This window comes from Streptomyces sp. NPDC048290, from assembly GCF_040652095.1.
GTDB lineage: Bacteria > Actinomycetota > Actinomycetes > Streptomycetales > Streptomycetaceae > Streptomyces.
The window spans coordinates 42,057-66,867 of sequence record NZ_JBEZLM010000015.1 but is presented as its reverse complement, the minus strand read 5'-3'; the positions used below and the strand labels follow the sequence as shown (position 1 = coordinate 66,867).

Genomic DNA, 24,811 nt, shown 5'->3' with positions numbered 1-24,811 from the left:
GGGAGCGCCATCGGCAGCGGCCCAGGCCGATGACACCGCTCGCTCACCCCACAGCAGCCGCCCGGTCGGGCGCGGGCAGGAATCCCGTACGGGTGAAGTGGCGTACGTGGCGGTGGAGGACCTCCTCGTCCATGGGCCGCAGGGCGACCCCGTGTTCCCCTGCCGCCCGCTGCCCGGCCGTCCCGTCGAACCGCAGGGCCGCGCTGCTGTCGCCGACCATCTCCGGGGCCATGACCCCGAGCAGCGGGAGCGCCGCGTTCTGCGGGTCCTGCTCGACGACCCGAGTCCATTCGGCGAGTGACATCGGGGCGAGGCGGTATCCCAGCCCGGTCAGGTGACCGGCCAGTTCGGTGAGGGGTGTCTCGGCGCCGTGGGCGAGGTGGACGGCCGGGGCGGGCGCCGGGTCCAGGGAGAGGGCGACGATCGCCGCGCTGACGTAGTCGACCGGCACCAGGTCGAAGCCGATGCCCGCGTCGGCGGGATAGCCACCGGCCTCCACGCAGCCCTTCAGCAGCAGCCACAGGAAGTCGCCGGGCTGGCACACCCCGGTCCGGGTGTCGCCGCTGATGCGGGTGGGTCGATAGACCGTCATCGGCAGCCCCCGGTCCCGTGCCTGTCGTACCAGGGACTCGGCCGCCCACTTGCTCTGCGCGTACCCGTGCCGCAGCCCGTCCACGGCGGGCACCGGTTCGTCGGCGGTGACGCCATGTCCCAGCAGGTGGGCGCCGGAGAACACACCGACGGTGGAGACATGGTGCACGGGGACCGCACGGTGCCGGGCGGCGAGGCGCAGCACTTCCGTGGTGCCGGACACGTTGGCCGCCGCCAGTTCGGCGTACGGCAGGGCGAGGTTGACGGAGGCGCCGCAGTGGTGGACGACGTCGACCTCTGCGGCCAGGGCGTCGTACCGCGCCGGGTCGAGGCCGAGCGTGGGGCGCGTGAGGTCCCCGGCGACGGCCACGGTGCGCGCCGCTGTCTCCTCCGTCCACACTCCGTACCGTTCGGCGGCCTTCGCCAGCCGGTGCCGTGCCTGCTCGGCGTCCCGCGCCCGGACCAGGCAGTGCACCGTGGCATCGGTGCGCCGGATCAGCTCCCGCAGGACGAACGCGCCGAGGAAGCCGGTCGCGCCGGTCAGCAGTACCTGCGCGGGCGCCGCCGGTGACGTCCTCGTCACGGGCCCGGGAACCACGTCCGTGGGCAGCCGAGGGTCGATCACCGTGGCCGGGCGCCGGGCGGCGGCGTCGGAGTCCACGAGCGCGGCCAGTCCGGCGACGGTCGGTGAGCCGTAGACCGCGTCGAGTCCGAGCCGTACCCCGAACTCCTCCCGGAGCCTGAGCATCAGCCGCGCCCCGAGCAGCGATTCGCCGCCGATGTGGAAGAAGTTGTCGTCCGGGCCTATGTCGGCGGGGTCCCGGCCGAGGAGCCGCGCCCACAGGGCCGTCAGCCGCCGCACGGTCGGGCCGGTGGGCGCCGCGTCGCGGCGGGGTGCGGAGGGTGCGCGCGGTGGCGTCGACGCCAGGGCCGCGCGGTCGGTCTTCCCGCTCGCCGTGCGCGGGAACGCGTCGACCGCACCGATGAGGTCCGGCACCAGAGGCGCCGGCAGCCGTGTGCGCAGTGCCGCGCGCACGGCGTCCGGGGACACGTCCGCGCCCGCGGCCGGCAGGTAGTGCGCGGCCAGCCGGGCGCCCGCCGAGGTGTCCGCGGGCAGGGCGACGACCACGGCGTCGGCCACCCCCGGCACCTGCTTGAGGGCGGCCTCGACCTCCTGGGGCTCCACCCGGAACCCACGGATCTTCACCTGGTCGTCCGCCCGCCCGAGGAAGGCGATCGTGCCGTCCGGCAGCAGCCGTCCGATGTCCCCGGTGCGGTAGAGCCGTTCCCCGTCCGGACCGGTCGTGAAGCCGCCCGGGAGCGTGGCGGCATGGCCGAGGTAGCCGTCCGCCACCGGCACTCCGGCGACGCAGATCTCGCCGGGCGCCCCGATCGGCCGAGGGTTCAGCGACGCGTCCCGTACGTCCACCCGCGCGCCGTCGATCGGGCGGCCCAGGCTCGGCCGGTCCGGCCAGGACGCGGGGTCGCCGGTCAGCCGCAGTGCCGTGACGACATGGGTCTCGGTGGGACCGTACTGATTCTGGAGGCTCGCGCGCGTCAGCTCGGTGAACAGTCGGCGGAGCGCCGGGGTGACGTACAACTGCTCGCCGGAGGTGAGGACGTCACGCAGCGAGTCGAGCGACTGCCCCTCGGCGCAGGCGTGTTCGGCCAGCTGTTGCAGCGCGACGAACGGCAGCACCACCCGCTGCACACGATGCTCGCGGAGCAGGGCGAGGAGCCGCAGCGGGTCCTTGCGGGCCGCGTCGTCGGCGATCACGAGGGTGCCGCCGCCCGCCCAGGTGGCGAACAGCTCCTGGAAGGCCACGTCGAAGGTGAGCGGCGCGAAGTGGAGAGTGCGGGCCTCAGGCCCGCACACCGCGTCGCGGCGCTGCCAGTCGACGAGGTTGGCCAGCGCCCGATGCGCCATGGCCACGCCCTTGGGACGGCCGGTCGAGCCGGACGTGTACAGGACGTAGGCGAGGGCGTCGCCGGACACCTCCGGCACGTGCACGTCCGCCGTGGGCAGCGGCAGCCGGTCGAGGGTCAGGACCGGCAGACCGGGATGGGCGGTGCGCAGCGCCTCGGCGTGCGCCGCGTCGGTCAGCACGGCCCGCGCCCCGGCGTCCCGCAGGACGAACGCGGTGCGCTCGGCGGGCTGTGCCGGGTCCAGCGGCAGACAGGCCGCCCCGGCGCGCAGGACGCCCAGCACGGCGACCGCGTGGTCGGGGGAGCGGTCCATGCACAGGGCGATCCGCTGTCCGCCGTGGCCCAGCGCGGTCAGCGCCGCGGCCACCTGGTCGGCACGGGCGTCCAGCTCCCGGTAGGTCACGACGCGGTCGCCGTGCACGATCGCGGGCCGCTCGGGGACGGTGGCCGCGTACGGGCCGACGACGAGGTGGGCCAGGGGCGGTGACACCGGCGGCCGTGGCCCGTCGGCCCACTCGGCGATCCGCGACCGCTCGTGCGGCGCCATCACGTCCAGGTCGGTGAGCGCGATGTCGGGCCTGCGCACCGCGTCCGCGAGCAGAGTGGTGAACCGGTCGGCGACCAGCCGGGCCGTCGCCGCGTCGAACACGTCGAGGGAGTACTCCAGGAAGCCGCGGTAGCCGTCGCCGTCGGGGACGAGGTTCAGGAACACATCGAACTTCGACCGGCCGCTGTGCCGGTACCAGCGCTCCGTCGTGACGCCCGGCAGACTCAGACCCTCGCCCACCTCGTCGTCAAGGGTCAGCACGACCTGGAACAGCGGGAAACGGCCGAGGACACGTTCGGCGGCGAACTCCCGCACGAGATGCCCGTACGGGATGTGCCGGTGCCGCACCGCGGACCAGACCCCCGACTTCACCGAGGCGACCAGGTCACGGAAGGTGTCGCCGTCGCCGATGCGCTGCCGCACCGGCATGACGTCGGTGAGACAGCCCACCAGCGACTTGACCTCCGTACCGGTGCGCCGCGAGATCGGAGTGCCGAGGACCACGTCGTCCTGGCCCGACAGCCTGCTGACCAGCGCCGTCAGGGCCGACATCAGCACCACGAACGGAGTGGCGCGCTGCGCCCTGGCGAACGTGCGCAGCGCGCGGCCCGTCGCCCCGTCGACGGCGAACCGGATCTCACCGCCCCGGTGACTGGGCCGGGCGGGGCGCGGCCGGTCCTTGGGGAAGGTCGACTCCTCGGGGGCGTCGGCGAGGACCGTCCGCCAGTAGTCCAGGTGCTCCGGGGACGTCACCTCGTCGTCCCGCCGCTGCCGCCGTGCATACGGGCCGAACTGCAAGGGGATCCCGGGCAGCCGCGCCGGACGCCCTTCGGTGGCGGCGCGGTAGGCGGCGCCGATCTGCTCGTCCAGCAGCCGGGCGCTCCAGCCGTCCATCACGGCGTGGTGCACGGCCAGCGCGAGCACCGCCTCACCGTCAGCTCCGCCGTCCGTCTCGCCGTCCTTGACACGCAGCAGCGTGGCCCGCAGCAGCGGCGGCTGGTCCAGGGGTACGGGCCTGGTGATGGCCCGCAGCACCTCGGCGTCCAGGTCCTCGCGCGTCACCCACCGCTCGTCGACCGGCACCGGCCGCGGCGGGAACACCGTCTGCACGGTCGCGCCGTCCACGGTGCCGAGACTGCTGCGCAGCGCCTCCTGATGGGCGACGACCGCGGTGAGGGCCGCCTCGACCGCGAACGTCTCGACCCGGCCGCGCAGATGATGGACCCACGACTCCAGATACCGCGACGGACCGCCGACGGCCTCCGCCCCCTCGTGCGCTTCCTGCACTTCGCGGAACTGATCCTGGAGCCAGATCGACTCCTGCTCGAAGGACATGGGGTAGGTGGGCCGACCGACAGACTTCTTCGATATCGCTGTCACTGATGAACTCCTTCGTGCGCGTGCAGGGTGACCGGTGGCTGAGCCACTGCCGCGGAGAGCGCGGCCCGGTCGGGTTTCCCCCGATCCGTGTAAGGGAGCGCGGCGCGTCTGAACACCCGCCGCGGCACCATGTACGCGGGGAGGCGGCGAGCCAACGCCGTACGGAGCAGGTGCGGTTCCAGTACGGGCTCGGACGCCGGGTCGGCGGTGTAGAAGAGAGAAATCCCGGTGTACGTGCCGTCCGGACCTGCCAGCGGTACGGCGACACAGTCCCGCACCCCAGGCACCTCCCGGGCGTGTGCCTCGACGTCACCGGGTTCCAGACGGTGGCCCGCGACCTTCACCTGGAGGTCCTTGCGCCCCCGGTAGTGGAGTACGCCGTCGTCGTCCAGCGAGCCGAGGTCCCCGGTGCGGTAGACACGTGTGACCACGCCGTCCACGGGCACGTCCGTGAACACCGCGGCGGTCGCGTCCGCGTCGCCGAGATACCCGTCGGCGAGGCCCTCGCCCGCGAGACAGATCTCGCCCGTGACACCGGGCGGTACCGGCAGGTCACCGTCGAGAACCAGCACCTGTGTCCGCGGGACGGGAGTGCCCACGGGGATGCCGGTGGGCAGGTCGCAGTCGGCCGCGCGGACCCGGTGCGTGGTGGCGAACACACAACTCTCCACCGGGCCATACCCGTTGAGGAGGACGATGCCGGGGTGCGCGGCCAGGAACACCCGCACATGAGGGACGGACAGCCGTTCACCGCCGGTGATCACCTGGGTGAGGCCGGTGAAACAGCCGGGGTCCTCGTCGACGAACAGATTGAACAGTGAGGCGGTCAGCCACACCGTGTCCACCCCGTGCCGCTCTTTCAGACCGCGCAACCTGCCCGGCATGAGGTACTCGCCCTCGGCGATCACCGTCGTACCGCCGGTCGTCAACATCGACCAGACTTCCAGGCCGTACGCGTCCCAGGACGCCGGTGCCGCCTGCATCATCACGCGGCCCGCCCCGAACGAGGCGAAACCGGGCGGGATGAACAGGCGGGTGGTCGCCCGGTGCGGCGACAGAACGCCTTTCGGGACGCCGCTGGTACCGGAGGTGAAGAACAGCATGGCCGGGGCCGTGCCGTCCCGGGGTAAGGAGACCGGCGCCGACCTGTGGGTGGGGCTGTGTGGCAGCGGTTCGTCGAGCGCCGGGGGACGCCACCACGGGGTACCGTCTTGCGCCGTCGGTCCGTCGGCGACCACGACCGGCGGTTTTGTCGCCGCGATCAGGCGGGCGAGGCGCTGCTCGGGCCACCGCGGGTCGAGCGCCGAGTAGGCGGCTCCGCACTTCAGGACGGCGAGCAGCGCGGTCACCAACTCCGGTGAGCGCGGCAGCAGGACGGGGACGACGGTGCCGGGACCGGCGCCGCGTTGGGTGAGGGCGGCGGCCCATTCCTGGGCGCGGTCGTCGAGTTCGCGGTAGGTGAGGGTGAGATCCGCGCCGACGACTGCCGTCGCGCCGGGCCGAAGCGCCGCCTGCTGGGCGACGGCCTCGTGGATGAGCCGGGATGTGCGGGGTGTGACGGGTTCTGCGGCGGGACTCGGACCGTTTGATGTCTGCGCGTCCGAAGTCCGTGCGTCCGAAGTGTGCGCGTCTGAAGTCTGGGCGTCTGAAGTCTGGGCTTCCGAAGGAGAGCTCTCCGCCGTCATGCCTTCGGCGGGTGTCAACGGCGTGCTTCCGGCGCCGGGTCCATCGCCCGTACCCGAGTGACGAACTCCCCGAAGTTGTCGGTCTCGAAGACCAGCTCGGGGGAGACCTCAAATCCGGTGAGCCGCTCGATGCGGGCACAGATGCGCATGGCTTGCAGGGAGGTGCCGCCGAAGTCGTAGAAACTGGAGTCCGACGTGAGGCCATCGACCTCCAGGATATCCGCCCAGATCTCAGCTATTTCCTTTTTCACATCCAGGTACGCTACAGCACTTTTCTGTGTATGAGCTAAGTGAGGCTCCTTGCAGAAGTGCGGAAAACCGCATCGGGCGAGTGCGTCGATGTCTGCTATGTGGCGTCCCGCGTTCCCCGAAAGGGGGCCTCGGCGAACCCCTGGCCAGGGCGGGGGCTCGAACCCGGCGGCGCGGTGAAAGCCGCATCGGCCACGGTGAGTTGGATATCACATCGTGCGGACAGCTGAACAGAGGCCCTTGTGGGAGGTGCTTGGCGAATCCTTGGGAGATCCTTGGGAAGTCGTATGGGAAGTCCTTATCTTCAATGTACACAGACATCTCGACTCAGCCCCACGAGTGCGCTGTTGTCGCCGTGCTTGGGGTAGGAATCCAAGCGTGATGGTGTTTTCCTGTCTTTCGGGGGACGGGGGAGTCCCCACTCCTCGGCAAACACCACTCAGCGCGCTTCCCTGAGATCTGCTTGGGGTTGTCGACTAACGGAGCGCCCTCGACGTACAGCCTTGTCCTGATGACCTTCCGCGGCGGCGGCCCGGCGGTTCGGCCCGGCGCTCCGGTCGGCCTCGGGGGTGGCTCGGGGTCAGAACCGGGGTCGGGTCATGGCGATCCCCGAGGAATCTGGTCGCCGCCACGGGTTGACTGACGATCAGGGTGCGATCGGAGCCCGCCACGGCTCCGTCCACACCTGACCGCCAAGCAATCCGGACAGGGGAGAGAGATGACCAAGGGCACGAGTACTTCTTTACGGCATGAGCGTGGACCCGGCCCCGGGCCCAAGGCGAGGTACAGGCCCCGGTCCGTCCGGCCGGGACTGCTGCTCACGGCCGGAGCCCTGCTGGCCACCACGCTCGCGGTGGTGCCACCCGCCACCGGCGCGGAAGCCGCGGCGGACAGCCCTCGCGAGGCCAACCGGATGACGATGGAGCAACGGGAACCGCGGCCCCGGACACCAGGCACCCACCAAGCCACCCAGGCCGCGCTGGACGCGATCGTGGCCGCCGGGACACCGGGCGCGCTGGCACGCGCCACCAACGGCCGCGCCCACTGGTCCGGCACGGCAGGCGTGGCGGACCTCCGCACGGGCCAGCCTCGCCGGGCCACCGACCGCTTCCGGGTCGGCAGTCTCACCAAGACCTTCACTGCCACGCTGCTGCTCCAACTCGAAGCCGAGGGGCGGCTCTCCCTCGACGACAGCGTCGAGAAGTGGCTCCCCGGCGTCATCCGGGGCCGTGGCCACGACGGTCGGAAGGTCTCCCTGCGCCAGCTCCTCAACCACACCAGCGGGATCTTCAGCTACAACCGCGACCCGGGATTCCTCGCACGCTTCACCGGTGAGCCCTTCCTCGAGCACCGCTACGACGGCGCCACGCCACAAGAGTTGGTCCGGATCGGCCTCTCCCACCCGCCGGAGTTCCCGCCCGGCACCGGATGGTCGTACTCCGACACCAACTACATCCTCGCGGGCCTGGTCGTCGAACGGGCCACGGGTCACGACTACGCCACCGAGGTCGAACGGCGTCTCATCCGTCCCCTGCGACTCCACTCGACCACCGTGCCCGGCACCTCCCCGACGGTGCCCCGCCCGCACGCACGCCACTACTCCCGGCTCTACCTGGACCACCCGGACGCGCCGATCCACGACGTCACCGATTTCAACCCGTCCGTCGCCTGGGCAGCGGGACAGATCATCTCCACCGCCGACGACCTGAACCGCTTCTTCCGCGCCCTCCTCGGCGGCGAACTGCTCCCCGCCCGGCAACAGCGGGCGCTGCTCGACACCGTCCCGACGGGCGACGGTGAGGCGCCCCCGACCGGCCACTCCTCCTCCGGCTACGGCCTCGGCATCCGCTCCGACACCCTCTCCTGCGGGGTGACCGTCTGGGGCCACGGCGGTCAGGTCCCCGGCTCCCTGTCCAGGACGGCCGCGACCCGCGACGGCCGCCACGTCCTCACGCTCAACAGGAACGGCGACTGGGGCGAGCAGACAGGGGAGGACGCGGTACTGGAAGCAGAGTTCTGCGGCGCACGCCCGGCAGCCGGGAGCGACGACGGCGACACCCCCGGCGCGGAGCGCGGCCGGATACCACGGAGCGGCGTCGAGGATCCGGCACTGGTCGTTCCGTAGCTCCCCCGGCCCGAGTCGACGGCAACGACACCCTCGCCGTCCCGCTGACCACACATGCCGCCGTCGAACGGGTCCGCGCCGAGGCCGGGCCGGTCCACATCCGAAACCGACACCTACCGGATCGGCTCGCGCACCTGCTCTGAGGGCGGTCCGTGAGCCCTTGGGCGCGTTCTTGTTTCGCGCTCGGGAAGCGCTCCTCGACCGCCCATCGGTAACCGGCGATGCGGATCAGCTCGTCCAGGGTGGTGCCGTCTGGGCAGTGAGCGACGTAGTACGAGATCTCGGACGACGATCCGGCTGTACGTCGACGGTGTCCAGCAGGGCGATCCCGTGGCGTTCGCGGTGACGCCGTGGAAGGCGTCCAGCGGGTTCCAGGTCGGCCGTGCGTGGGTTGCGGGAGCGGGCGAGGAGAACCTCATCGGGACCAACGACGAGGTGACGGTCTGGTCCTGGCGGCGCCCTGCAGGCGGAGCGGCTCGGTGTGGCCCTCGGGCCCGCCCTCGGCGCCGCGCTCCAGCCGACGGCCCCCGCCAGAAGGGGGCGCGGGTGTCGTCCGCGCCCCCTGCCGGTCACCGCCCCGCCGGTCAGCTCCGGACGTTCAGCACCGGCCGCAGCATCACATGGTGCGCCGGTCGGCCGGGGTCCTCCAGTCGCCGTACGAGCAGTTCGACCGCCTCCGCGCCCACCGCCCGGCGCGGTGGCGCGACCGCGGTGAGCGGAGGGCTGGCGAGGGCGGCCAGTTCGTCGTCGTACGTGACGATGGCCAGGTCGTCGGGGACGCGTACAAGCGGCTCGCGGCGAAGGTGAAGTCCATCGACTCCGGCAAGCGCGCCGGTGTCTATCTCACCCATGACTACAGCCTGCTGACGGGGCTTTCCTGGCAGGCGGGGGGCAAGTGGTTCGGTACCCGGGGCGACGCGTGGACCGTCGGCGTCGACGACCCGCCGTCCCGGAAGGTCGCCGGATACTGGCAGGACCTGGTCCGCGGCGACCTGGTCCGCAGCTTCCCCGAGTACAGCGAACAGTTCTGGCAGGGCGTCCAGAAGGAAGCCGTCGTCGGCTACTTCTGCGCCTCCTGGTGCGCGGGCCAGATGTCCAACCTCGTGCCCGATCAGCGCGGCGACTGGGCCGTCGCGCAGCTTCCGACCTGGGACGGGAAAAGTGCCTCCGCCATGTGGGGCGGGTCGTCCTTCATCGTCCCCAAGGGCAGCAAGAAGGCCGGCGCCGCCCTGGAGTTCATCAAGTGGATCACCACGGACCCCCAGGGCATCGCGGCCTGGTACAAGAGCGGCACCAGCAGCATGTACCCGGCGGCCCCGGCGCTGGTGCCGGTCGCCAGGAAGAACTTCGCCACCGACTACTACGGCGGACAGGACGTCTTCGAGGCCGACACGACGTCGTACGAGGCTGTCGTGCCCGGCTGGCGGTGGGGCCCGGCGATGTCCACCACCGAGGTGTCCTTCAACGACCGGCTCGGCAAGGTGACGGACGGTTCGGCCCGGCTCCCCGACATCTACGGACAGGTCCAGGACGCCACCGTCAAGGCCGTCCGTGACCGCGGACTGAAGGTCTCCGAGTGACCGTCCGCAGGCCGGAACGTGAGATTGCCGAACGTCCACGCTCCGCGCCGCGGCCGGTGCACCTGTGCGGGAGATAGTCATGGCGACCCCCCTCGTACGACGACAGCGGCGCAGCGCCGCCCTGTTCCTCGCCCCCTTCCTCGTCCTCTTCGCCGCCGTCACCCTCGCACCGCTCGGCTACGCGGCCTGGCTGAGCCTGTACAGCGAACAGTCCTCGGGCCTGGGTCTGGGCGGGGTCCAGCGCCGGTTCACCGGGCTGGGCAACTACGCCGAGGCGGTGACGGACGCGGCCTTCCAGCAGGGCTTCCTCACCATCGCCGGGTATGTGGCCGTCTACGTCCCGGTGATGATCCTCGGCGCCCTGGGTGTCGCGCTGCTGCTGGACTCCGGTCTGGCCGTCGCCCGGCGCTTCACCCAGGTCGCGGTGTTCGTCCCGCACGCGGTGCCCGGCCTGGTCGCCGCCCTCATCTGGCTCTACCTCTACACCCCCGGCCTCAGCCCCGTCACCGACTGGCTCGGCCAGTCCCCGAACACGCCGGGCCCGGCGTCCACCCACCCCCTGCTGTCGGTGGTGAACATCGCCGTGTGGGAGTGGATGGGCTACAACGTCGTCATCTTCTACGCGGCCCTCCAGGCCGTACCGGAGCAGGTCCTCGAGGCCGCGACCCTGGACGGCGCCGGCCGGGTGCAGCTCGCCCTGCGGATCAAGGCTCCGCTGATCCGGCCCGCCGTCGTCATGGCCGCCCTCTTCACCGTCATCGGCGGTATCCAGCTGTTCACCGAGCCGAAGATGCTCCTCTCCGCGTCCACCTCGATCACCAGCACCTGGACACCCAACCTCTACACCCAGGACGCGGCCTTCAGCCGCAACGACTACGGTCTCGCCGCCGCCGCGTCCCTGCTGATCGCCCTGGCCGCGGCCGGACTGTCCTTCGCCGTCATGCGGTTCGCCGACCGACGGAGCCCGTCATGACCCAGACACCGCTCCGGCGTACCCGCCCCGCCGATGACCGGGCCCCCGCTCGGTCCCCGCGCCGGACCCGTCGACGCACCCCCGTCTCCCTGTCCCGGGCAGGGGTCAACCTGATCCTGCTGCTGGTCGTCGCCTACACCCTGCTGCCGCCGCTCTGGCTGCTGCTGGCGTCCACGAAGAACCTCGCCGACCTGCTCGGCACGGACGGCTTCGCGCCCGGCCGGGAATTCCATCTGGTGGCCAACCTGCGCCACCTGTTCGCCGCCGCCGACGGCATCTATCTGCGGTGGGTGGGCAACACCCTCCTCTACGCCGGTGCCGGAGCGGTCCTGGCGGCCTTCATCTGCGCGCTGGCCGGCTACGTCTTCGAGAAGTTCAGCTTCCCCGGCAAGGGCCCGCTGTACGGCCTGGTGCTCATGGGCGTCATGATCCCCGGCGCCGCCCTGGCCCTGCCCACCTATCTGCTGGCCGCCGACCTCGATCTCACCAACACCTTCTGGGCCGTGTTCGCACCGGGGCTGGTGTTCCCCTTCGGGGTCCATCTGGCGCGGGTCTTCGCCGCCTCGTACGTCCCCGACGAGGTCGTCGAGGCGACCCGGGTGGACGGCGCCGGTGAACTCAGGGCGTTCGTATCGGTCGCGCTGCCCATGATGCGCCCCGGGTTCGTCACCATCGGGCTGTTCCAGTTCACCTCGATCTGGAACAACTTCTTCCTCCCCCTGGTGATGCTCTCGGACAAGGACCTCTACCCCGTCAGTCTCGGCCTCTACATCTGGAACTCCACGGCGCTGAGCCAGGGGCAGACGGAGAACGTCCTGCTTCCCCTCACCGGATCATTGGTCGCCATCGTGCCCGTCATCGCCCTGTTCATCGCCGTCCAGCGCTTCTGGCGCTCGGGCATGACGGCCGGAGCCGTCAAATGACCGCCCCTCAGGAGGCAGAGCCGATGACGACCGCCCCCGGACGACGGCCGCGCGCCCGACTCGCCATGCACCGCTCCGTCAAGGACGCCCTGTTCACCCCCCTCACCACCGTCCGGCTCACCCGGCTCGCGGACATCGACCCCGGCGAGGTCGTCGAGGACTTCACCGACGCGACCGGCCTGGACAGTGTGGACGTACTGATCACCGGCTGGGGCTGCCCGCCGATCGAGCGGGACGTACTGGACCGCAGCCCCCGGCTCCGGGCCGTCATCCACACCGCGGGCACCGTCAAGCACCACATCACCGACGCCTGCTGGGAGAGGGGCATCGAGGTGACCTCGGCGGCCGAGGCCAACGCCGTACCGGTCGCCGAGTTCACCCTCGCCGCCATCCTCTTCGCCCACAAGCGGGTGTGGCAGATCAACGCCCTCTACCGGCACCACCGGACGCTGGAGCCCTGGACCGACCGCTTCCCCAGCGTCGGCAACTACGGCCGGACCGTCGGCGTCGTCGGCGCCTCCCGCATCGGCCGCCGGGTGCTGGACCTGCTGCGTCCGTTCGACTTCGAGGTGCTCGTCGCCGACCCCTACCTGGACGCGGACGAGGCCGCGTCGCTCGGCGCCCGGCTCGTCGACCTGGACACGCTGATGACGGTGTCCGACACCGTCACCCTGCACGCCCCGAGCCTGCCCGAGACGGACCACATGATCGACCGCGCCCGGCTGGCGCTGCTCCCCGACGGGGCCACCCTGATCAACACCGCACGGGGATCACTGGTCGACACCGTCGCCCTCACCGCCGAACTCGCCTCCGGCCGGATTCACGCCGTCCTCGATGTGACCTGCCCCGAACCCCTCCCCACCGCCTCCGACCTGTACGACCTGCCCGGCGTGCTGCTCACCCCGCACATCGCCGGCTCGCTCGGCGGGGAACTGGACCGCCTCGCCCGCCACGCGCTCGACGAACTCGCCCGCTTCACCGAGGGGCTGCCCTTCGCCCACCCCGTACGGCGCGACCAGCTCGGCCGGTCGGCCTGAAGCCACCCGGGCGGTCCGCCGCCGACTGCGGAAGTGCCCGGGACCGGCGCTCCTCCTCGCCCCTGACTCTGTCGTCGGGGCCCCTTGAGCCAGACCTCCCCTCGCGCATGAAGGGGACGGTCATGTCCTGTCCCGCCCCGCTCTCCCGACCACCCCAACCCCTTCAGGAGGCAGAGATGCCGCTCGACCGCAGGACCGTTCTCCAAGCCGGTCTGTCCACCCTCGGTGCCGTGACACTCGTCGGCGCGTTCCCCGCCCTCGCCACCGCGGCCCCGCCCGTGTCCACGGAGATCCCCGACGCCGACTTCTTCGGCCGCTGGAACACCGCCACCGCCGGCTGGAGCACCCCGCCCGCCTTCGACTACACGGCCCACACCGGCCTCAAGCCGGTCGCCGACGCGGCCCGTGCCGGTGACTACCCCAAGGCCCGGACGGCGCTGCTCCAGTACATGAGCACCCGCGCCCAGCGCACACCCCCGCCCCGCGCCAACTTCGCCCACTTCAGCCCCTCGATGGTGCCGCTCGGCCTCGACCACATCTGGACGCTGGGCAGGGGCGAGATCTACCAGACCACACTGACCGTGGGCCCCTCCTTCACCACGGTCGACGCCGATGTCAGCGCCGCGGTGAAGGCCGCGGCCAGCGGCGGCGGTGTGGGATTCATGCTCATGGCACGCCACAAGGAGGCCGCCACCGCCGAGTTCGCCGGCCGACGCGCCGCAAGCGGCGCACCGGCGCTGACCCTGACGTACGCCGACGGCACCGTCCACCGCGTCGCGGCGAGCCAGTCCTGCTACATCGCGGCGGGCAAGGACGCCGCCACCGCCTTCGGCTCCACCCCGAACATCCAGGTCCACGACGAGGGCACCGGACCGTTCTCCCCGAACACCCGCAAGGGATACCTCTGGTTCGACCTCACCGGTGTGCCGGCTCCGGCGAGCGCGCGACTCGCGCTGTCCGGCCGTACCAGTGGCAGCAGCCAGCAGATCATGCTGTACCAGGCCCAGGTGAACTTCGACGAGACCAAGCGCTCCTGGAACAACACCCTCCAGGACACCCTGTCCTGGCAGGGCGACCCCAAGGGCTTCGACTGGAAGCAGCCCGAGGGCGCCAACGTCGGGAACGAGTTCGGCTGGCAGCTGTGCCGCCACTACTTCGTCGGCCCGCTGACCGACGCCTACAGGACCGGGCGGGACGAGAAGGTCGCGGCCGGACTCATCGGGCTGATGACCGACTTCATCACCGACGCCAACGGCTACACCGCCGACAGCTCACCCGCGGGCGCGGCGAGCTACCCCCGCAACCTGGACTCGGCCTGGCGCTACCAGAACTGGTGCTACGGCTACGAGACCCTGCGCACCAGCCCCTCCCTGACGGCCGACGCCAACACCACGATCCTGAAGGCGATCCACGCCGCCGGGGTCTTCTTCACCACCACGACCTCCGACACGCCCAACTGGATGATCTCCATCAAGGGCACCCTGCTCCATCTCGGCGTGTCCTTCCCGGAGTTCGCCGCGGCGAAGAGCTGGCGCGACGGCGCACAGGCATACCTGGTGAAGCAGATGGCCGACGCCCTGTACCCCGACGGCGGATACGTCGAGGCATCGAGCGGCTATGCCATGGGTGTCGCCCAGGGATTCATGGCCAACGTGCGCACCCTGACCGCCAACGGCTACCCGATCGACCCGCCGGCCCCCCTGCGCAGCCTCGCCTGGTTCCTGGCCGACCAGACCTACCCCAGCGGCTATAACCCGGCCTACGGCGACTCCAGCCTCACGGACTGGCGGCCCAGCCTCAAGGAACTGGCCACCTTCCTGTCGGACGACCAACTGCACCACGTGGCCACCGGAGGTACCGCCGGACCCGCTCCGCAGCACACTTCGGCCCTCTACCGGGACACCCGCGTCGCCGTGCAGCGCACCGGCTGGACCGCCGAGGACTGGTATCTGCGCCTCAACGCCGACTACGGCAACCACGGCCACCCCGACGAACTGGCCGTCCAGGTCTACGCCGGCGGGCGGATACTGCTGCCCGCCATGGGCGCCTACACCTACGCCGATGTCCCGGAGGCCAACTGGCTGCGCAAGACCACCGAGTCACACAGCACCGTCACCATCGACGGACTCGCCCAGAAGTCCACCGCCACAGGGTCGTCCATCAGCAACCACTCCATGCCGTGGGTGGACTTCGCCGAGGGCTTCACCGAAGGCACCCCCGGCGTCCGGCACGCCCGTGCCGTGCTGTTCCTGCACGGCGTGGGCTGGGTGGTCACCGACATGCTCACCCCGGCCGACACCCGGCAGCACACCTATCAGCAGAACTGGCATCTGCTGCCGGAAGCCGCCCCCGCCCTGACGGCCGGCGTCGCCCGGACCCAGTTCACGTCGGGCACCCAGCTGACCATCGTCCCGGCCGTCCCCGCCAGGGTGACCGCCGCGCTCAAGGACGGGTACTACTCGCAGGCCCTCTACCAGCTGGTGCGGTCCCGGTATGTGTCCTACTCCGTGACCGCGTCCGGCAGGATCTTCCTCGACACACTCCTCCTTCCCGTGCTGCCGGGCAGCGGCACCACCGCGACGCTGACCGAGGACGCCGCCCCCGACGGTGGCCACGCCCTGCGGCTGACCGCCTCGACCGGCGCGCTCACCGGCCACTACTTCCAGGGACCGACCGACGCGAAGAACCGCAGGTTCGGCCCCTGCGTCTCCAACGGCTCAGTCGCCTATGTGGATCAGTACCAAGGTGTCCAGCGCCTGCTCATCGCCCGCGGCACCACGATCGACCAGGGCGGGGAACGGCTGCTCTCCGTCGAGAAGCCGCTGGGGTCGACGCTGGCCGTGCGGATCGACCCGGTCAGGAAGACCATCGAGGTGACCGGACCCGCGGCGCAGGCGTTCGGCCGGGACCTGTACCTCAAGGCCCCCCGGGGGTGCACGACGGCCACGGTCGCCGGCCGGGCGGTGCCCGTCGTGTGCGCGAACGGCATGGCCAGAATCGCGGCCGTTCGGTAGCCAGGCCCCCGGGAGGTCCGTGGCCGTCCGCCGTCCGGCGGAGCGTGCGGGCCTCCCGGGGCCGGTGCCTGGGCCCGGTGTCGGCGCGCCGGGCTGCTCTCCAGGTTCCGGCGATGCCCGGGGCACTCGGCGCGACCCCCACGCGCCGGGTGCCCCGCGGTGTCCTCGTCCACGGCGACGACCCGGCGCGGACCGTGACGGCAGGCGAGCGAGAGCCGCCGCCGTATCCGGTACGCACCTTCCGTCACCTCTGCTGTGCTGACAGCTCCCGGAGCCAGACCGGGGATTCCCTCGTCCGTGTGCACAGCGCGGTCTCCTGTGCGGGGAGCGGAACGGCAGCGAGGAGCACGTGTGACCACCGTGACACGCCTCGTCGCCCCGTCGGCTGGTACGGCCCCGTGCCAGGCCACTCCGCGCAACTCCGCACGCGAGATCGGTGGGTACGTCCTGCCCGAACCCCTTGAGACGGGCGCGATCCGGACGGACACCGGCGGAAGCGGCCCCCGCCCCGGGTCCGCACCGCTCGACGCGTCCTCCGGGCGGCCCCACCCCGGCGCCTCGCCCGGCCCGGCTCCGGAGGGGACACGGCATGACCGGCCCCGGCGGAACGCCCCCCTGGCCGTCTGGTTCTGCCTCGGCCTCGGCAGCGGCTCGCCCTCCGCCTCCCGCCCCGGCCGCGACTCGCCCCCGGCGAGACCCTGGTGCGCGTCGAACTCGCCACACCGTGCGGCCGTGACCTGCGGATCGTCGCCGGTCACCGGCGCATCCCGGTGCCCACCGTGCCCGGCCACGAGGCGGTCGATGCCGTCGAGGAGGCCGGCGCCACCGTACGGCTCACGGACGGCGGCCCGGTCACCCCCGGGCTGCGGGTCGGCTGGACGGAAGCCACCTCGCGCGGCACCTGTCAGGGCTGCGCGCGCGGGGCTCCGCAGCACCGCGAGAACGCCCTCACCCATGGACACGAGTCCATGACCGGACGCTGACGGCTCAACGGGGCCCTCGCCACGCACTGCCACTGATGCCGGAGACCGGTCTGGTCGCCGTCCCCGCGACACTGCCCGCCGAGGTCGCCGCGCCCGCCGGGTGTGCCACCGCGACCGTGGTGTGCGCCGCCCGCCGTACCGGCATCGGGCCCGGCGACCGGGTGGTGGTGATCGGCTGCGGCCTGCTCGGTCCTACCGCCGTCGCCTACGCCCGGGAACTCGGTGCGGAACACATCGTCGCCTGCGACAAAGACAGGAACCGGCGTCGGCTCTCCCTCGCCTTCGGTGCGACCGACGAGTGCCCGCCCTCCGACCTGTCCCGGCTCACCGCGAAGCGCGGGGCGGACGCCGTACTCGAACTCTCCGGTGACAGCCGGGCGGTGCAGTCGGCGCTGAACATCGTGGGACCGGCGGGGCGGGTCGCTCTCGCCGGTTCGATGTCGTTCGGCCGCCGGGTCAGCTTCCGGCCCGACCTCTTCGTCCGGAACCTCTCCCAGGCCGGCGGCTGCCACAGCCACACCGCGGCCGACCTGGCCGAGGCGATCGGTTTCGTCGTGCGCACCCCGGCACAGGACCGGTTCGCCCGACTGGTGTCCGGGGCGCTGCCGCTCAGCGAGGTGGAGGAGGCCGTGGCTCGCCGGGCCACCCGCTCCGGTTCGCGGTCCACAGGGAACCGCCGGGGGAGTGGGCCGGGGCGTCCGGCGGCCCGGCGATGTCGGCCGTCTCGTAGGACGCCCGCCCCGTATGCCCGCCCCGTATGCCCGGCTGCCGGACGCGGCCTGCCGGATTCCGCCGGGCGCGGGTGCGTCCCGACCAGGCCACGAAGATCCACCGCTCCATCATCTCGCACGGCAGCAACGGCGAAACGGCGGCTGCCTGCTCTGCTGGTCCGGCCGTACCTGCCTCTGCACGCGAGCACGCCGACAGCCGCAGTCGGCCGCAGTCATCTGAGCCGGGAAAATGCCGGCGAGAGCCGCCCTGTCCGGAACGCGAAGTCGCCCGGGACGGCGATGGCGTCGCTCGGGGGCGGGTGGCAGGAGCGGAGCCACCCGCTCCCACAGGCTGTCCGCAACAAGATCAGCTCGTATTCGGATGCCCTACTGGCCAGGATCGCCTGGCGCAAGCCCCCGGCTCAACTCATTCTGGAGCGAATGGCCCTGGTAGAAGACGCGCGGGCCATGCGTCTCCGGAGCACCCACTGTTCGGATGGTGGGGCGGGTCCAGGCGGCGGCCCGGACCCGCGACGTGGGGCGATCAGGCCTTCGCTGCGGTCCCGTCCGTGGACGGTGTGTCGGCCTTCTTGTCCGGAGCGGCGGCCTTGGCGCCCTGGTTCAGCATGCCGCCGAGGGCGCTGATGCTGCCGCCTCCGCCTGCGGCTCCGCCGGTGGCGAGCGGCAGCACCTTGCCGAGGGCGTCGACCGCGATCTGGGCCATCTTCTGCGCGTGTTCGGTGGCGGTCTTCATCGCCTCCTGGGCGCGCATCCCGGCCTCCTTGTCGTTCCCGGCGGCGGCCTCGATGCCCTTGGTGAGGAACTGGCTCATGTTGTCGAGGCCGCTCATGTCGCGGAACAGGTTCGCGGTGGCGATGGCCTGCGTCGTCTGGAGGCCGACCGGGTCGGGCATCGCCACCAGCGGTGTGAACTTCGCCTGGGAGACGCCCATGCCGGCCGCCGTGGTGTCGAGGTTCTGCGCGCGAGAGGCGGTGGACACCGGGGCGATGTCGGCCGGGGTGATCTGGATGGGCGAGTCCTTCCAGTTCCAGAAGCGGGTCAGGTCGATCTTCTCGGCCGCGTTGGACCGGCCGAGGACGGCCTCGGCGAAGACGCCGTTGGTGGCGATGGCGATCGTGTCGGCCACCGGCGTGCCGAAGGTACTGTCGCTCAGTCGACGGGCCTTGGTCCACGCCTCGCGCTCCTGCTCGCTGGCGAAGTTCCAGCGGAAGCCGAGGTAGTTGCCGGTGGCCGCGATCGGCTTCGGGTCCAGCAGCATCCCGAGCGGGACCGGACCCGCGCTCGAACCCGCCGGGGTGTACGAGTAGTTGGCGAGGATGCGGCTCAAGGTCAGCTCGTCCGCGTTGGCCCACACCGCCTGGCTGTAGTGGCGCCGGTTGTCGTTCAGGTGGTCGAGGACCGGCTGGGGCACGTTCCCGCCCCGCACGTGGAAGCCGAGGGACGCGACGTAGGTGCGGCTGCCGGACTTCACCGTCGAGCCGAACAGCCCGCAGATGGCCGATCCGCCGCCGGCGCCCTCGGACAGGTCGGGCGCGACGGTGGTGGTCGCCGCGATGCCGAAGTTCGCCACGCCCGAGGTCATCTTCAGACGCAGCCCGGCGAGGCTGCCGCGGGCGGTCCTGCCGGACCAGGCTTCATAGGAGATCAGCTTGTCGGCGCCGCCGAAGGTGTAGGACGCCTGTTGCACGCCGGAGCCGCCGATGTCGCCGCATCCGAAGGTGTGGCTCGGGAAGACGACCTGGATGCCGCGGATTCCGTCGCTGTCCGACCAGACGTCGATCCTGGACGCGTAGGCGGAGTCCTCCTTCGGCTGGTCCTCGAAGGCCACCAGCGCCTCGCGTCCCAGAATCCGGCGCACGGTCCCGTTGCCCATCAGCACCCAGTAGTCTCCACCGCCGACCGAGGCGATCTGCGCCAGCCCGGTCACGCTCTGAAGGCCGCCGGCCGTGGGACGAACCAGGGTCGTCGCACCGGACTCCACCAGAAGGGGCATGGTCTCGGTGCTGGACTGGGACTGGACGACGGCCCAGAGCGCACCGTCGGATGTCGCGGACAGACGCTGCACGCCCGACCCGCCGCGCTGCACCCAGCTGGTACCACTGCGCTCGTACAAGAGCCCCTGCCGGGAGTACCACAGCTTGTCCTTGCCGGTGACGGCTATGTCGTCGGCCGTGACCCCCAGGTTCGACCATGCGCTCTGGCCACGCTGATGGATCGCGTTGTTGGTACCGATGACATAGACCGTGCCGTCCGTGGCGCAGACGATGCGCAGCGCGTAGCCGCCCCACCCGTCACCTCGCCAGGTCGTCCCGTCGAACTGAACGACCATGTTGTCGGTGGCCCTGATCGCCCAGACGGTGTCCTTGCCCGGTGCGATGCGGGTCAGGCCGCCGCTCAGTCCCGTGGTGGGCACAGGCTTCCACTGCTGAGTCGCCGGGTCGAACTTGACCGGGCTGCCGTCGGCCTTGCGCACCCCGTACACGCCCATGGCCGAAGCGGCGACGTCGGCCAGCTCCACCCCGGCGAACTCCTGAGTGGTCGGCACCTCCGGTGCCGCGCACGCGTCGAGTCTGCGCACGGCGGTGTCGAACGGGTTCGCCGCGCGGATCTTCGTCGCCCAGTCGGCCGGCGCCACCGACGCGAGCACCTCCTTGTACCGCTGGAGGCTGGTGTGGGTGAAGGTGAGCTCCTGGAGCGGTATGAACAGACAGCGCTCCAGCCGGGTCGGCCTGGTCGTCACGTTGTAGACCTGGACGACCTCGTAGTACTGCACCGACATGGCGTGCATGTGGTTGTAGTTGGTGACGACCCGGGTCAGGACCTGGTCCTGCTCCGCCTGCGACGTCTCGCGCACGACCGTCATGTTCCGGCTGCGGGCCGCGGTCGCGAGCTGCTGGGTCCGCGCGCTGATCCGCTGCGTCGCCTCCTGCGCTACCGAGCGCACGCCCGTGGAGCGTGACACCGCGCTGGCGATGCCGAAGTTCGACGACTTGCTCCAGTTGCCGCCACCGCTGAACACAACGCCGAGCGAGCCGCCGATGCTGCCGCCCTCGCTGGACGACTGGCCCACCTCGAACCCCTGGGAGCTGCCGTGCTGCTCCTCGCGGGCGATGGCGTTCGCGACCTCGCTGATCGACCGGTTCTGGTCGGTGGAGCCGGTCAGCAACTCGTTCTCGCCGGCCGTCTCGGCGCCCGTCGCCCGGGTGGTGCGCTGCCAGTCGACGACCGCGACCCGGGTGCTCTCGCCGGGCGCGAGGGCCAGGCTGTGCAGCAGCCGGCCGAGCGTGACGCCCTGGGCCGACCAGCTCTGCTCCGTCGTGACGACCATGCCCTCGGCGGGGCGGTCGTAGAACGGGAGGTTCTCCTCGCCGAGGTCGATCGCGCCGGTCAGGGCGCGCCCCGGGGCCGCCCCGGGGATGTCGGTGAGCACCACCGACTGGTACCGGACGACCTCCGTCGGGTAGTTGCCCGTGGTGGGAAGCAGATCCGTCGGCGTCGCGCCATCGAGCATCGCCTTGTCCATCCCGGACCCGGGCGGCGTACTCGCAGGTGTGGTTGAGGGCATGTCGGTGCTGGAGGTGGCCATCACGTGTCCCGTCTGAGCACAGAAGGAGTGGAAGGCGAACGACGCTTCCGGACGGCGAACCTACACAGATCAATCACAACTAGGGCACGTTGTGGAGGAAATGGCTAGAAACAGTGCTGAAGCCAACGGCTCTACCGCAGTGGGGTGTCCAAGGATGCTGCCCGCCTTCCCCGGAGCCGGATCGTCACCGCGTCAACCACCGACCCGCCTACCTCCAAGGGCAGGGGGCCTACGCACGAGACCCGCGGCGGGCACCCTCAAGAACTAATCTGGCCGCGAGGCGGTCGCACGCCACGACGCCTTGCCGTTTCAGAGCGGAGACCAGCGTGGCCACCAGCCCCCGCCTGGTCGAGGCTGGCAGCGCCTGCCTTCGGAAGATCCGAATCTCATTCTGAAACAATCAGTAATTCGCCCCTGGCCCTGCAACTTCCGTACGTCGGAGTCGAAGTCGATTTCATCGGCGGCATGGAACCGGAAGACCGCCATCACTTCGGCATCCGGCCACACCCACAGCCGAGGGCACTCAGCGTCCGCCGGACGGGACAGCACGGCCTTCGCCCGGGGCACCGGAAACACCGTCTCCCCCTCGAAGTACCGGCACTTCCACCCCTTCTCCGCGGCAAGATCGAGGACCGCCTGCCAGTCCTCCACCGAAGCGTCCGGGGCACGCCCGTCCGGCAGCGACCCCACCACGTCAGGGTCGAAGAAGCAGCTCACGTCCTCCCACAACAGATCGACCACCGCGCCATGCAGCACGGTTCCCTGGCCCGACGCACCCCGATTCTCTCGACCGAAGACACAGGGGCACTCCCGCCTTGAACGCGGCGGGGACGGGGAGCAGCTTCCGTCCATAAGACTCATCCTGAGGTTGCATGTGACGGAGGGGGCGGGGTGGTCATCGGAATCGGATTCTTTGCACTCTTTTCTCGGCGATAGGTCTGGTGATTTTCCGCAACGCCGTGCATTCGCGGCAGAACGCGGTCGACTCCACAGCCACGGTCACCGAAAGGATCTACAAGCTGGAGGCGGGAGCGCGGCCGGTCGGGGTCATCGTGAAGTTCGACGCGCGGGACGGCAGGAGTCGGGAGGCGTCGGTCGTCTGCTGCTGGTGCTCGAGGTCATCCTGCTGATCACCGTGGGCTGGATCTGAGCGCTCGGAGCCCCGTGGACCGCTTCTTGGGGGTCGTGGGGATCGCAGGGCGGCAAGGTACCGGAGCCACCCATGTCTCTGCACTGCCCACCTGGCCCGTGCAGGAGGCTCTGTTTCATTGCCCGCGATGTGGTGGGGAGCCATAGGGTCCGTCTTCAAAAGACCAGATCCAGAGCAGGATTGAGGCGATGGTGACGGCTGCCTGGGAGGACTCGCGGGTCTTGTCGTAGCGGGTGGCCAGGCCCCGCCATTGCCTCAGTCTGCCGAAGCGGCGTTCGACGACGTTGCGGAGCCGGCAGGTCCGCCGGTCGGAACCTGTTGGCCGGCCTCCGGCCGGTCCCCGGTTGAGACGGTCGAGTGTCTGGTCGACGCGTTCGGGGATGGTGTGGGGGATGCCGCGCCCGCGCAGGCAGGCGCGGATCTTGCGGGAGCTGTAGTCCTTGTCGGCGATCACGTGGTCGGGCCGGGTGCGCTGGCGTCCCGGCCCGGTCCGCGGAACCCTGCGGTGTGTGTACCGAGGCCGCCGTCATCGACGCGGCGCTGCGGGTCGCCGTGGAGGACTGGGCCTGGCACGGACCCGACCCCGCTCAGTCGCCGGACACCGTCCTCAGGAACATCCAGGCCGCCACGCTGCGTGCCCTGCGCATCGCGGCGGCGGAACTGCCCGGGATGGGGTCCGGCTGACCCGTCCCCCGGTCGCCCTCTCGTGTGCGAAGCCTCTGTGCGGACAGTCCGTCCAGCGTCCGTACTGTCCACGCGCTTCCAGCCTCGCTGGTCATCAAGGCACTGGAGCTGACGTGCGCGGTCCAGCAGCTGGAGCGCGCCGGAAACATCACCCGGGTCCCCGACCCCGACGACCGCCGCGCCCAGCGCATCGAGCTGACCGAGGCCGGGCGCGAGGCCATCGCCCGCATCCGGGACGCCGGGGCGCGCGACATGCAGGTCGCCCTCGCCGACCGGAACCCCGAGGAACTGCGCCGGCTCGCCACCCTCTTCCACCGCACGGTCGACGACTTCCTCGCCCATATGGCGGAGGAGGAGGGCGAGACGGAGGCACAGCCCACACGGCACGACGGCCGGTCACCCCCTCACCTCACCCCCTCACCTCACCCCCTCACCTCGCCCCCTCAAGACGCCGGCTCGACAAACCCACCCCCCGGCTCCTTGAGCCCCCGCACCAACATCCACGCCACCACCGGCAGCACCACCAACGGCACCAGCGCCGTCCGCAGACTCGTGGTGTCCGCCAGCGCGCCCAGCGCCGGGGCTGCCAGCCCGCCGACACTGACGGCCAGGCCAAGAGTGACCCCACTCGCGGTGCCCATGTGCCGGGGCAGACAGTCCTGCCCCAGCGTGACATGCAGCGCGAACGGCACATACAGGCCCGCCGACACCAGCGCGGTGAAGAAGAACACGGCGGGCCCCGGCACCAGCAGCAGCCCGGCCACCGCCACCGCCGTCACCGCGTACGAGTGCCGCACCACCACCAGCCGCCCGTACCGGTCGGCGAGCCGGCCGCCCACCACCGTCCCCAGCGCCCCGCCCGCGTACAGCACGAACAGCGCCGCCGTCCCCATCGCCGCGCCGCCGCCCAGCCGCTCCCGCACATACAGCGAGATGAAGGCGCTCAGGCCCACGAACACGATCGACCGGCACACGATCGCCCCCGACAGCCGCAGGAACGCCGGCCAGTCGTCCGCACCGTCCGCCCCGGCCGCCGTCACGGTCACCGAGGGCGCCCGCCGGGTGAGCAGACACAGGAACGTACCCAGCAGCGCGGGGACCACCAGCAGGGGAGTGGCCTTCAGCGTGCCCGTCGCCACCACCGCCGACACCAGCAGCGGCGCGAGCGCGAACCCCACGTTGCCGCCCAGCGAGAACCAGCCCATCGCCGTCTGACTGCCCCCGGAGGCGGCCCGCGCCGCCCGCGCCGCCTCCGGGTGGTACGCGGCCACCCCGATCCCGGACACCGCGACCGCCGCCAGCGTCGCCGCGTACGCGTCCCCGACCCCGCTCAGCGCGACCCCCGCCCCGGACACGAACACACTCACCGGCAGCAGCCACGGCATCGTCCGCCGGTCCGTCAGCACCCCGAACAACGGCTGCACCAGCGACGACAGCAACGAGGCGGCCAGTACGATCCCGGAGGCCGCCGCGTACGAATAGGCGCGCTCGGCGACGAAGTACGGCACCAGCGCCGCCACCGCCCCCTGGTAGACGTCCACACAGGCGTGGGCCACTGACATCAGGGCGATCGGCCGCCGCCGCCCCGCACCGGACGGCCGCCCCGTCGCGGCACGGGTCGGCGGCGTCGGCGTCGGTGTCGGCGGC

14 protein-coding genes and 6 pseudogenes are annotated in these 24,811 nt (G+C 71.4%); 10 read left to right on the top strand and 10 right to left on the bottom strand.

What is annotated here, in order from left to right; all coding sequences use genetic code 11:
- Window positions 1-43: 43 nt before the first annotated feature.
- The 3 genes from AB0D49_RS25290 to AB0D49_RS25280 are packed head-to-tail and all read right to left on the bottom strand — an operon-like array spanning window position 44 to window position 6,380.
- Window positions 44-4,444, bottom strand: coding sequence for an amino acid adenylation domain-containing protein (locus tag AB0D49_RS25290; RefSeq protein WP_362761332.1), 4,401 nt, complete (start codon window positions 4,442-4,444; stop codon window positions 44-46).
- The gene (locus tag AB0D49_RS25285) at window positions 4,441-6,129 is read right to left on the bottom strand and encodes an amino acid adenylation domain-containing protein (protein WP_362761330.1); all 1,689 of its coding nucleotides are present in this window, start codon (window positions 6,127-6,129) and stop codon (window positions 4,441-4,443) included. Before AB0D49_RS25285 ends, AB0D49_RS25290 begins: the two co-directional genes overlap by 4 nt.
- Window positions 6,130-6,143: 14 nt before the next feature.
- Window positions 6,144-6,380 (bottom strand): acyl carrier protein, encoded by a 237-nt coding sequence (locus AB0D49_RS25280; RefSeq protein WP_362761328.1) that lies wholly within the window; start codon window positions 6,378-6,380, stop codon window positions 6,144-6,146.
- A gap of 716 nt (window positions 6,381-7,096) precedes the next feature.
- On the opposite strand from AB0D49_RS25280, the gene AB0D49_RS25275 reads away from it, so the two are divergent.
- Entirely contained in the window at window positions 7,097-8,503 is a 1,407-nt protein-coding gene (locus AB0D49_RS25275) for a serine hydrolase domain-containing protein (protein ID WP_362761326.1), read from the top strand.
- Window positions 8,504-8,672: 169 nt separating this feature from the next.
- On the opposite strand, the pseudogene AB0D49_RS25270 reads toward AB0D49_RS25275, so the two are convergent.
- Both AB0D49_RS25270 and AB0D49_RS25265 read right to left on the bottom strand, forming a co-directional pair.
- Window positions 8,673-8,786, bottom strand: a pseudogene (locus tag AB0D49_RS25270) (IS701 family transposase); the annotation flags it as partial.
- 301 nt (window positions 8,787-9,087) lie between these two features.
- A pseudogene (locus AB0D49_RS25265) lies at window positions 9,088-9,288 on the bottom strand (substrate-binding domain-containing protein); the annotation flags it as partial.
- Window positions 9,289-9,306: 18 nt separating this feature from the next.
- Between AB0D49_RS25265 and AB0D49_RS25260 the strand changes: the two are divergent.
- The 7 genes and pseudogenes from AB0D49_RS25260 to AB0D49_RS25230 form a co-directional block, all read left to right on the top strand.
- Window positions 9,307-10,083 (top strand): extracellular solute-binding protein, encoded by a 777-nt coding sequence (locus AB0D49_RS25260; protein WP_362761324.1) that lies wholly within the window; start codon window positions 9,307-9,309, stop codon window positions 10,081-10,083.
- A 79-nt stretch (window positions 10,084-10,162) separates the two neighbouring features.
- Window positions 10,163-11,056, top strand: a complete 894-nt coding sequence (locus tag AB0D49_RS25255) for a sugar ABC transporter permease (RefSeq protein ID WP_362761322.1) — start codon at window positions 10,163-10,165, stop codon at window positions 11,054-11,056.
- Window positions 11,053-11,979 (top strand): carbohydrate ABC transporter permease, encoded by a 927-nt coding sequence (locus tag AB0D49_RS25250; protein ID WP_362761320.1) that lies wholly within the window; start codon window positions 11,053-11,055, stop codon window positions 11,977-11,979. Before AB0D49_RS25255 ends, AB0D49_RS25250 begins: the two co-directional genes overlap by 4 nt.
- A 23-nt stretch (window positions 11,980-12,002) precedes the next feature.
- The gene (locus AB0D49_RS25245) at window positions 12,003-13,016 is read left to right on the top strand and encodes a hydroxyacid dehydrogenase (RefSeq protein ID WP_362761319.1); all 1,014 of its coding nucleotides are present in this window, start codon (window positions 12,003-12,005) and stop codon (window positions 13,014-13,016) included.
- A gap of 176 nt (window positions 13,017-13,192) precedes the next feature.
- Window positions 13,193-16,030, top strand: a complete 2,838-nt coding sequence (locus tag AB0D49_RS25240; RefSeq protein WP_362761317.1) for a heparinase II/III family protein — start codon at window positions 13,193-13,195, stop codon at window positions 16,028-16,030.
- A gap of 623 nt (window positions 16,031-16,653) precedes the next feature.
- Window positions 16,654-17,013, top strand: a complete 360-nt coding sequence (locus AB0D49_RS25235) for an alcohol dehydrogenase catalytic domain-containing protein (RefSeq protein ID WP_362761524.1) — start codon at window positions 16,654-16,656, stop codon at window positions 17,011-17,013.
- 35 nt (window positions 17,014-17,048) lie between these two features.
- A pseudogene (locus AB0D49_RS25230) lies at window positions 17,049-17,552 on the top strand (zinc-binding dehydrogenase); the annotation flags it as partial.
- A gap of 420 nt (window positions 17,553-17,972) precedes the next feature.
- Here the strand turns inward: AB0D49_RS25230 and AB0D49_RS25225 are convergent.
- The 4 genes and pseudogenes from AB0D49_RS25225 to AB0D49_RS25210 all read right to left on the bottom strand — a co-directional run.
- Window positions 17,973-18,101, bottom strand: a pseudogene (locus AB0D49_RS25225) (IS5/IS1182 family transposase); the annotation flags it as partial.
- A 166-nt stretch (window positions 18,102-18,267) separates the two neighbouring features.
- The gene (locus tag AB0D49_RS25220) at window positions 18,268-21,255 is read right to left on the bottom strand and encodes a hypothetical protein (protein WP_362761315.1); all 2,988 of its coding nucleotides are present in this window, start codon (window positions 21,253-21,255) and stop codon (window positions 18,268-18,270) included.
- Window positions 21,256-21,639: 384 nt separating this feature from the next.
- Complete coding sequence (locus AB0D49_RS25215; RefSeq protein ID WP_362761522.1) at window positions 21,640-22,071, bottom strand: hypothetical protein; 432 nt, start codon at window positions 22,069-22,071, stop codon at window positions 21,640-21,642.
- 524 nt (window positions 22,072-22,595) lie between these two features.
- Window positions 22,596-22,943: pseudogene (locus tag AB0D49_RS25210) on the bottom strand (transposase); the annotation flags it as partial.
- A 44-nt stretch (window positions 22,944-22,987) separates the two neighbouring features.
- Here AB0D49_RS25210 and AB0D49_RS25205 point away from each other — a divergent pair.
- On the top strand, window positions 22,988-23,164 hold the full coding sequence (locus AB0D49_RS25205; RefSeq protein ID WP_362761314.1) for a hypothetical protein: 177 nt from the start codon (window positions 22,988-22,990) through the stop codon (window positions 23,162-23,164).
- An 87-nt stretch (window positions 23,165-23,251) separates the two neighbouring features.
- Window positions 23,252-23,527 (top strand): annotated as a pseudogene (locus AB0D49_RS25200) (MarR family transcriptional regulator); the annotation flags it as partial.
- Window positions 23,528-23,607: 80 nt separating this feature from the next.
- On the opposite strand, the gene AB0D49_RS25195 reads toward AB0D49_RS25200, so the two are convergent.
- A complete protein-coding gene (locus tag AB0D49_RS25195) occupies window positions 23,608-24,726 on the bottom strand; it encodes an MFS transporter (protein ID WP_362761313.1) in 1,119 nt (372 codons plus the stop codon).
- Window positions 24,727-24,811: the final 85 nt, after the last annotated feature.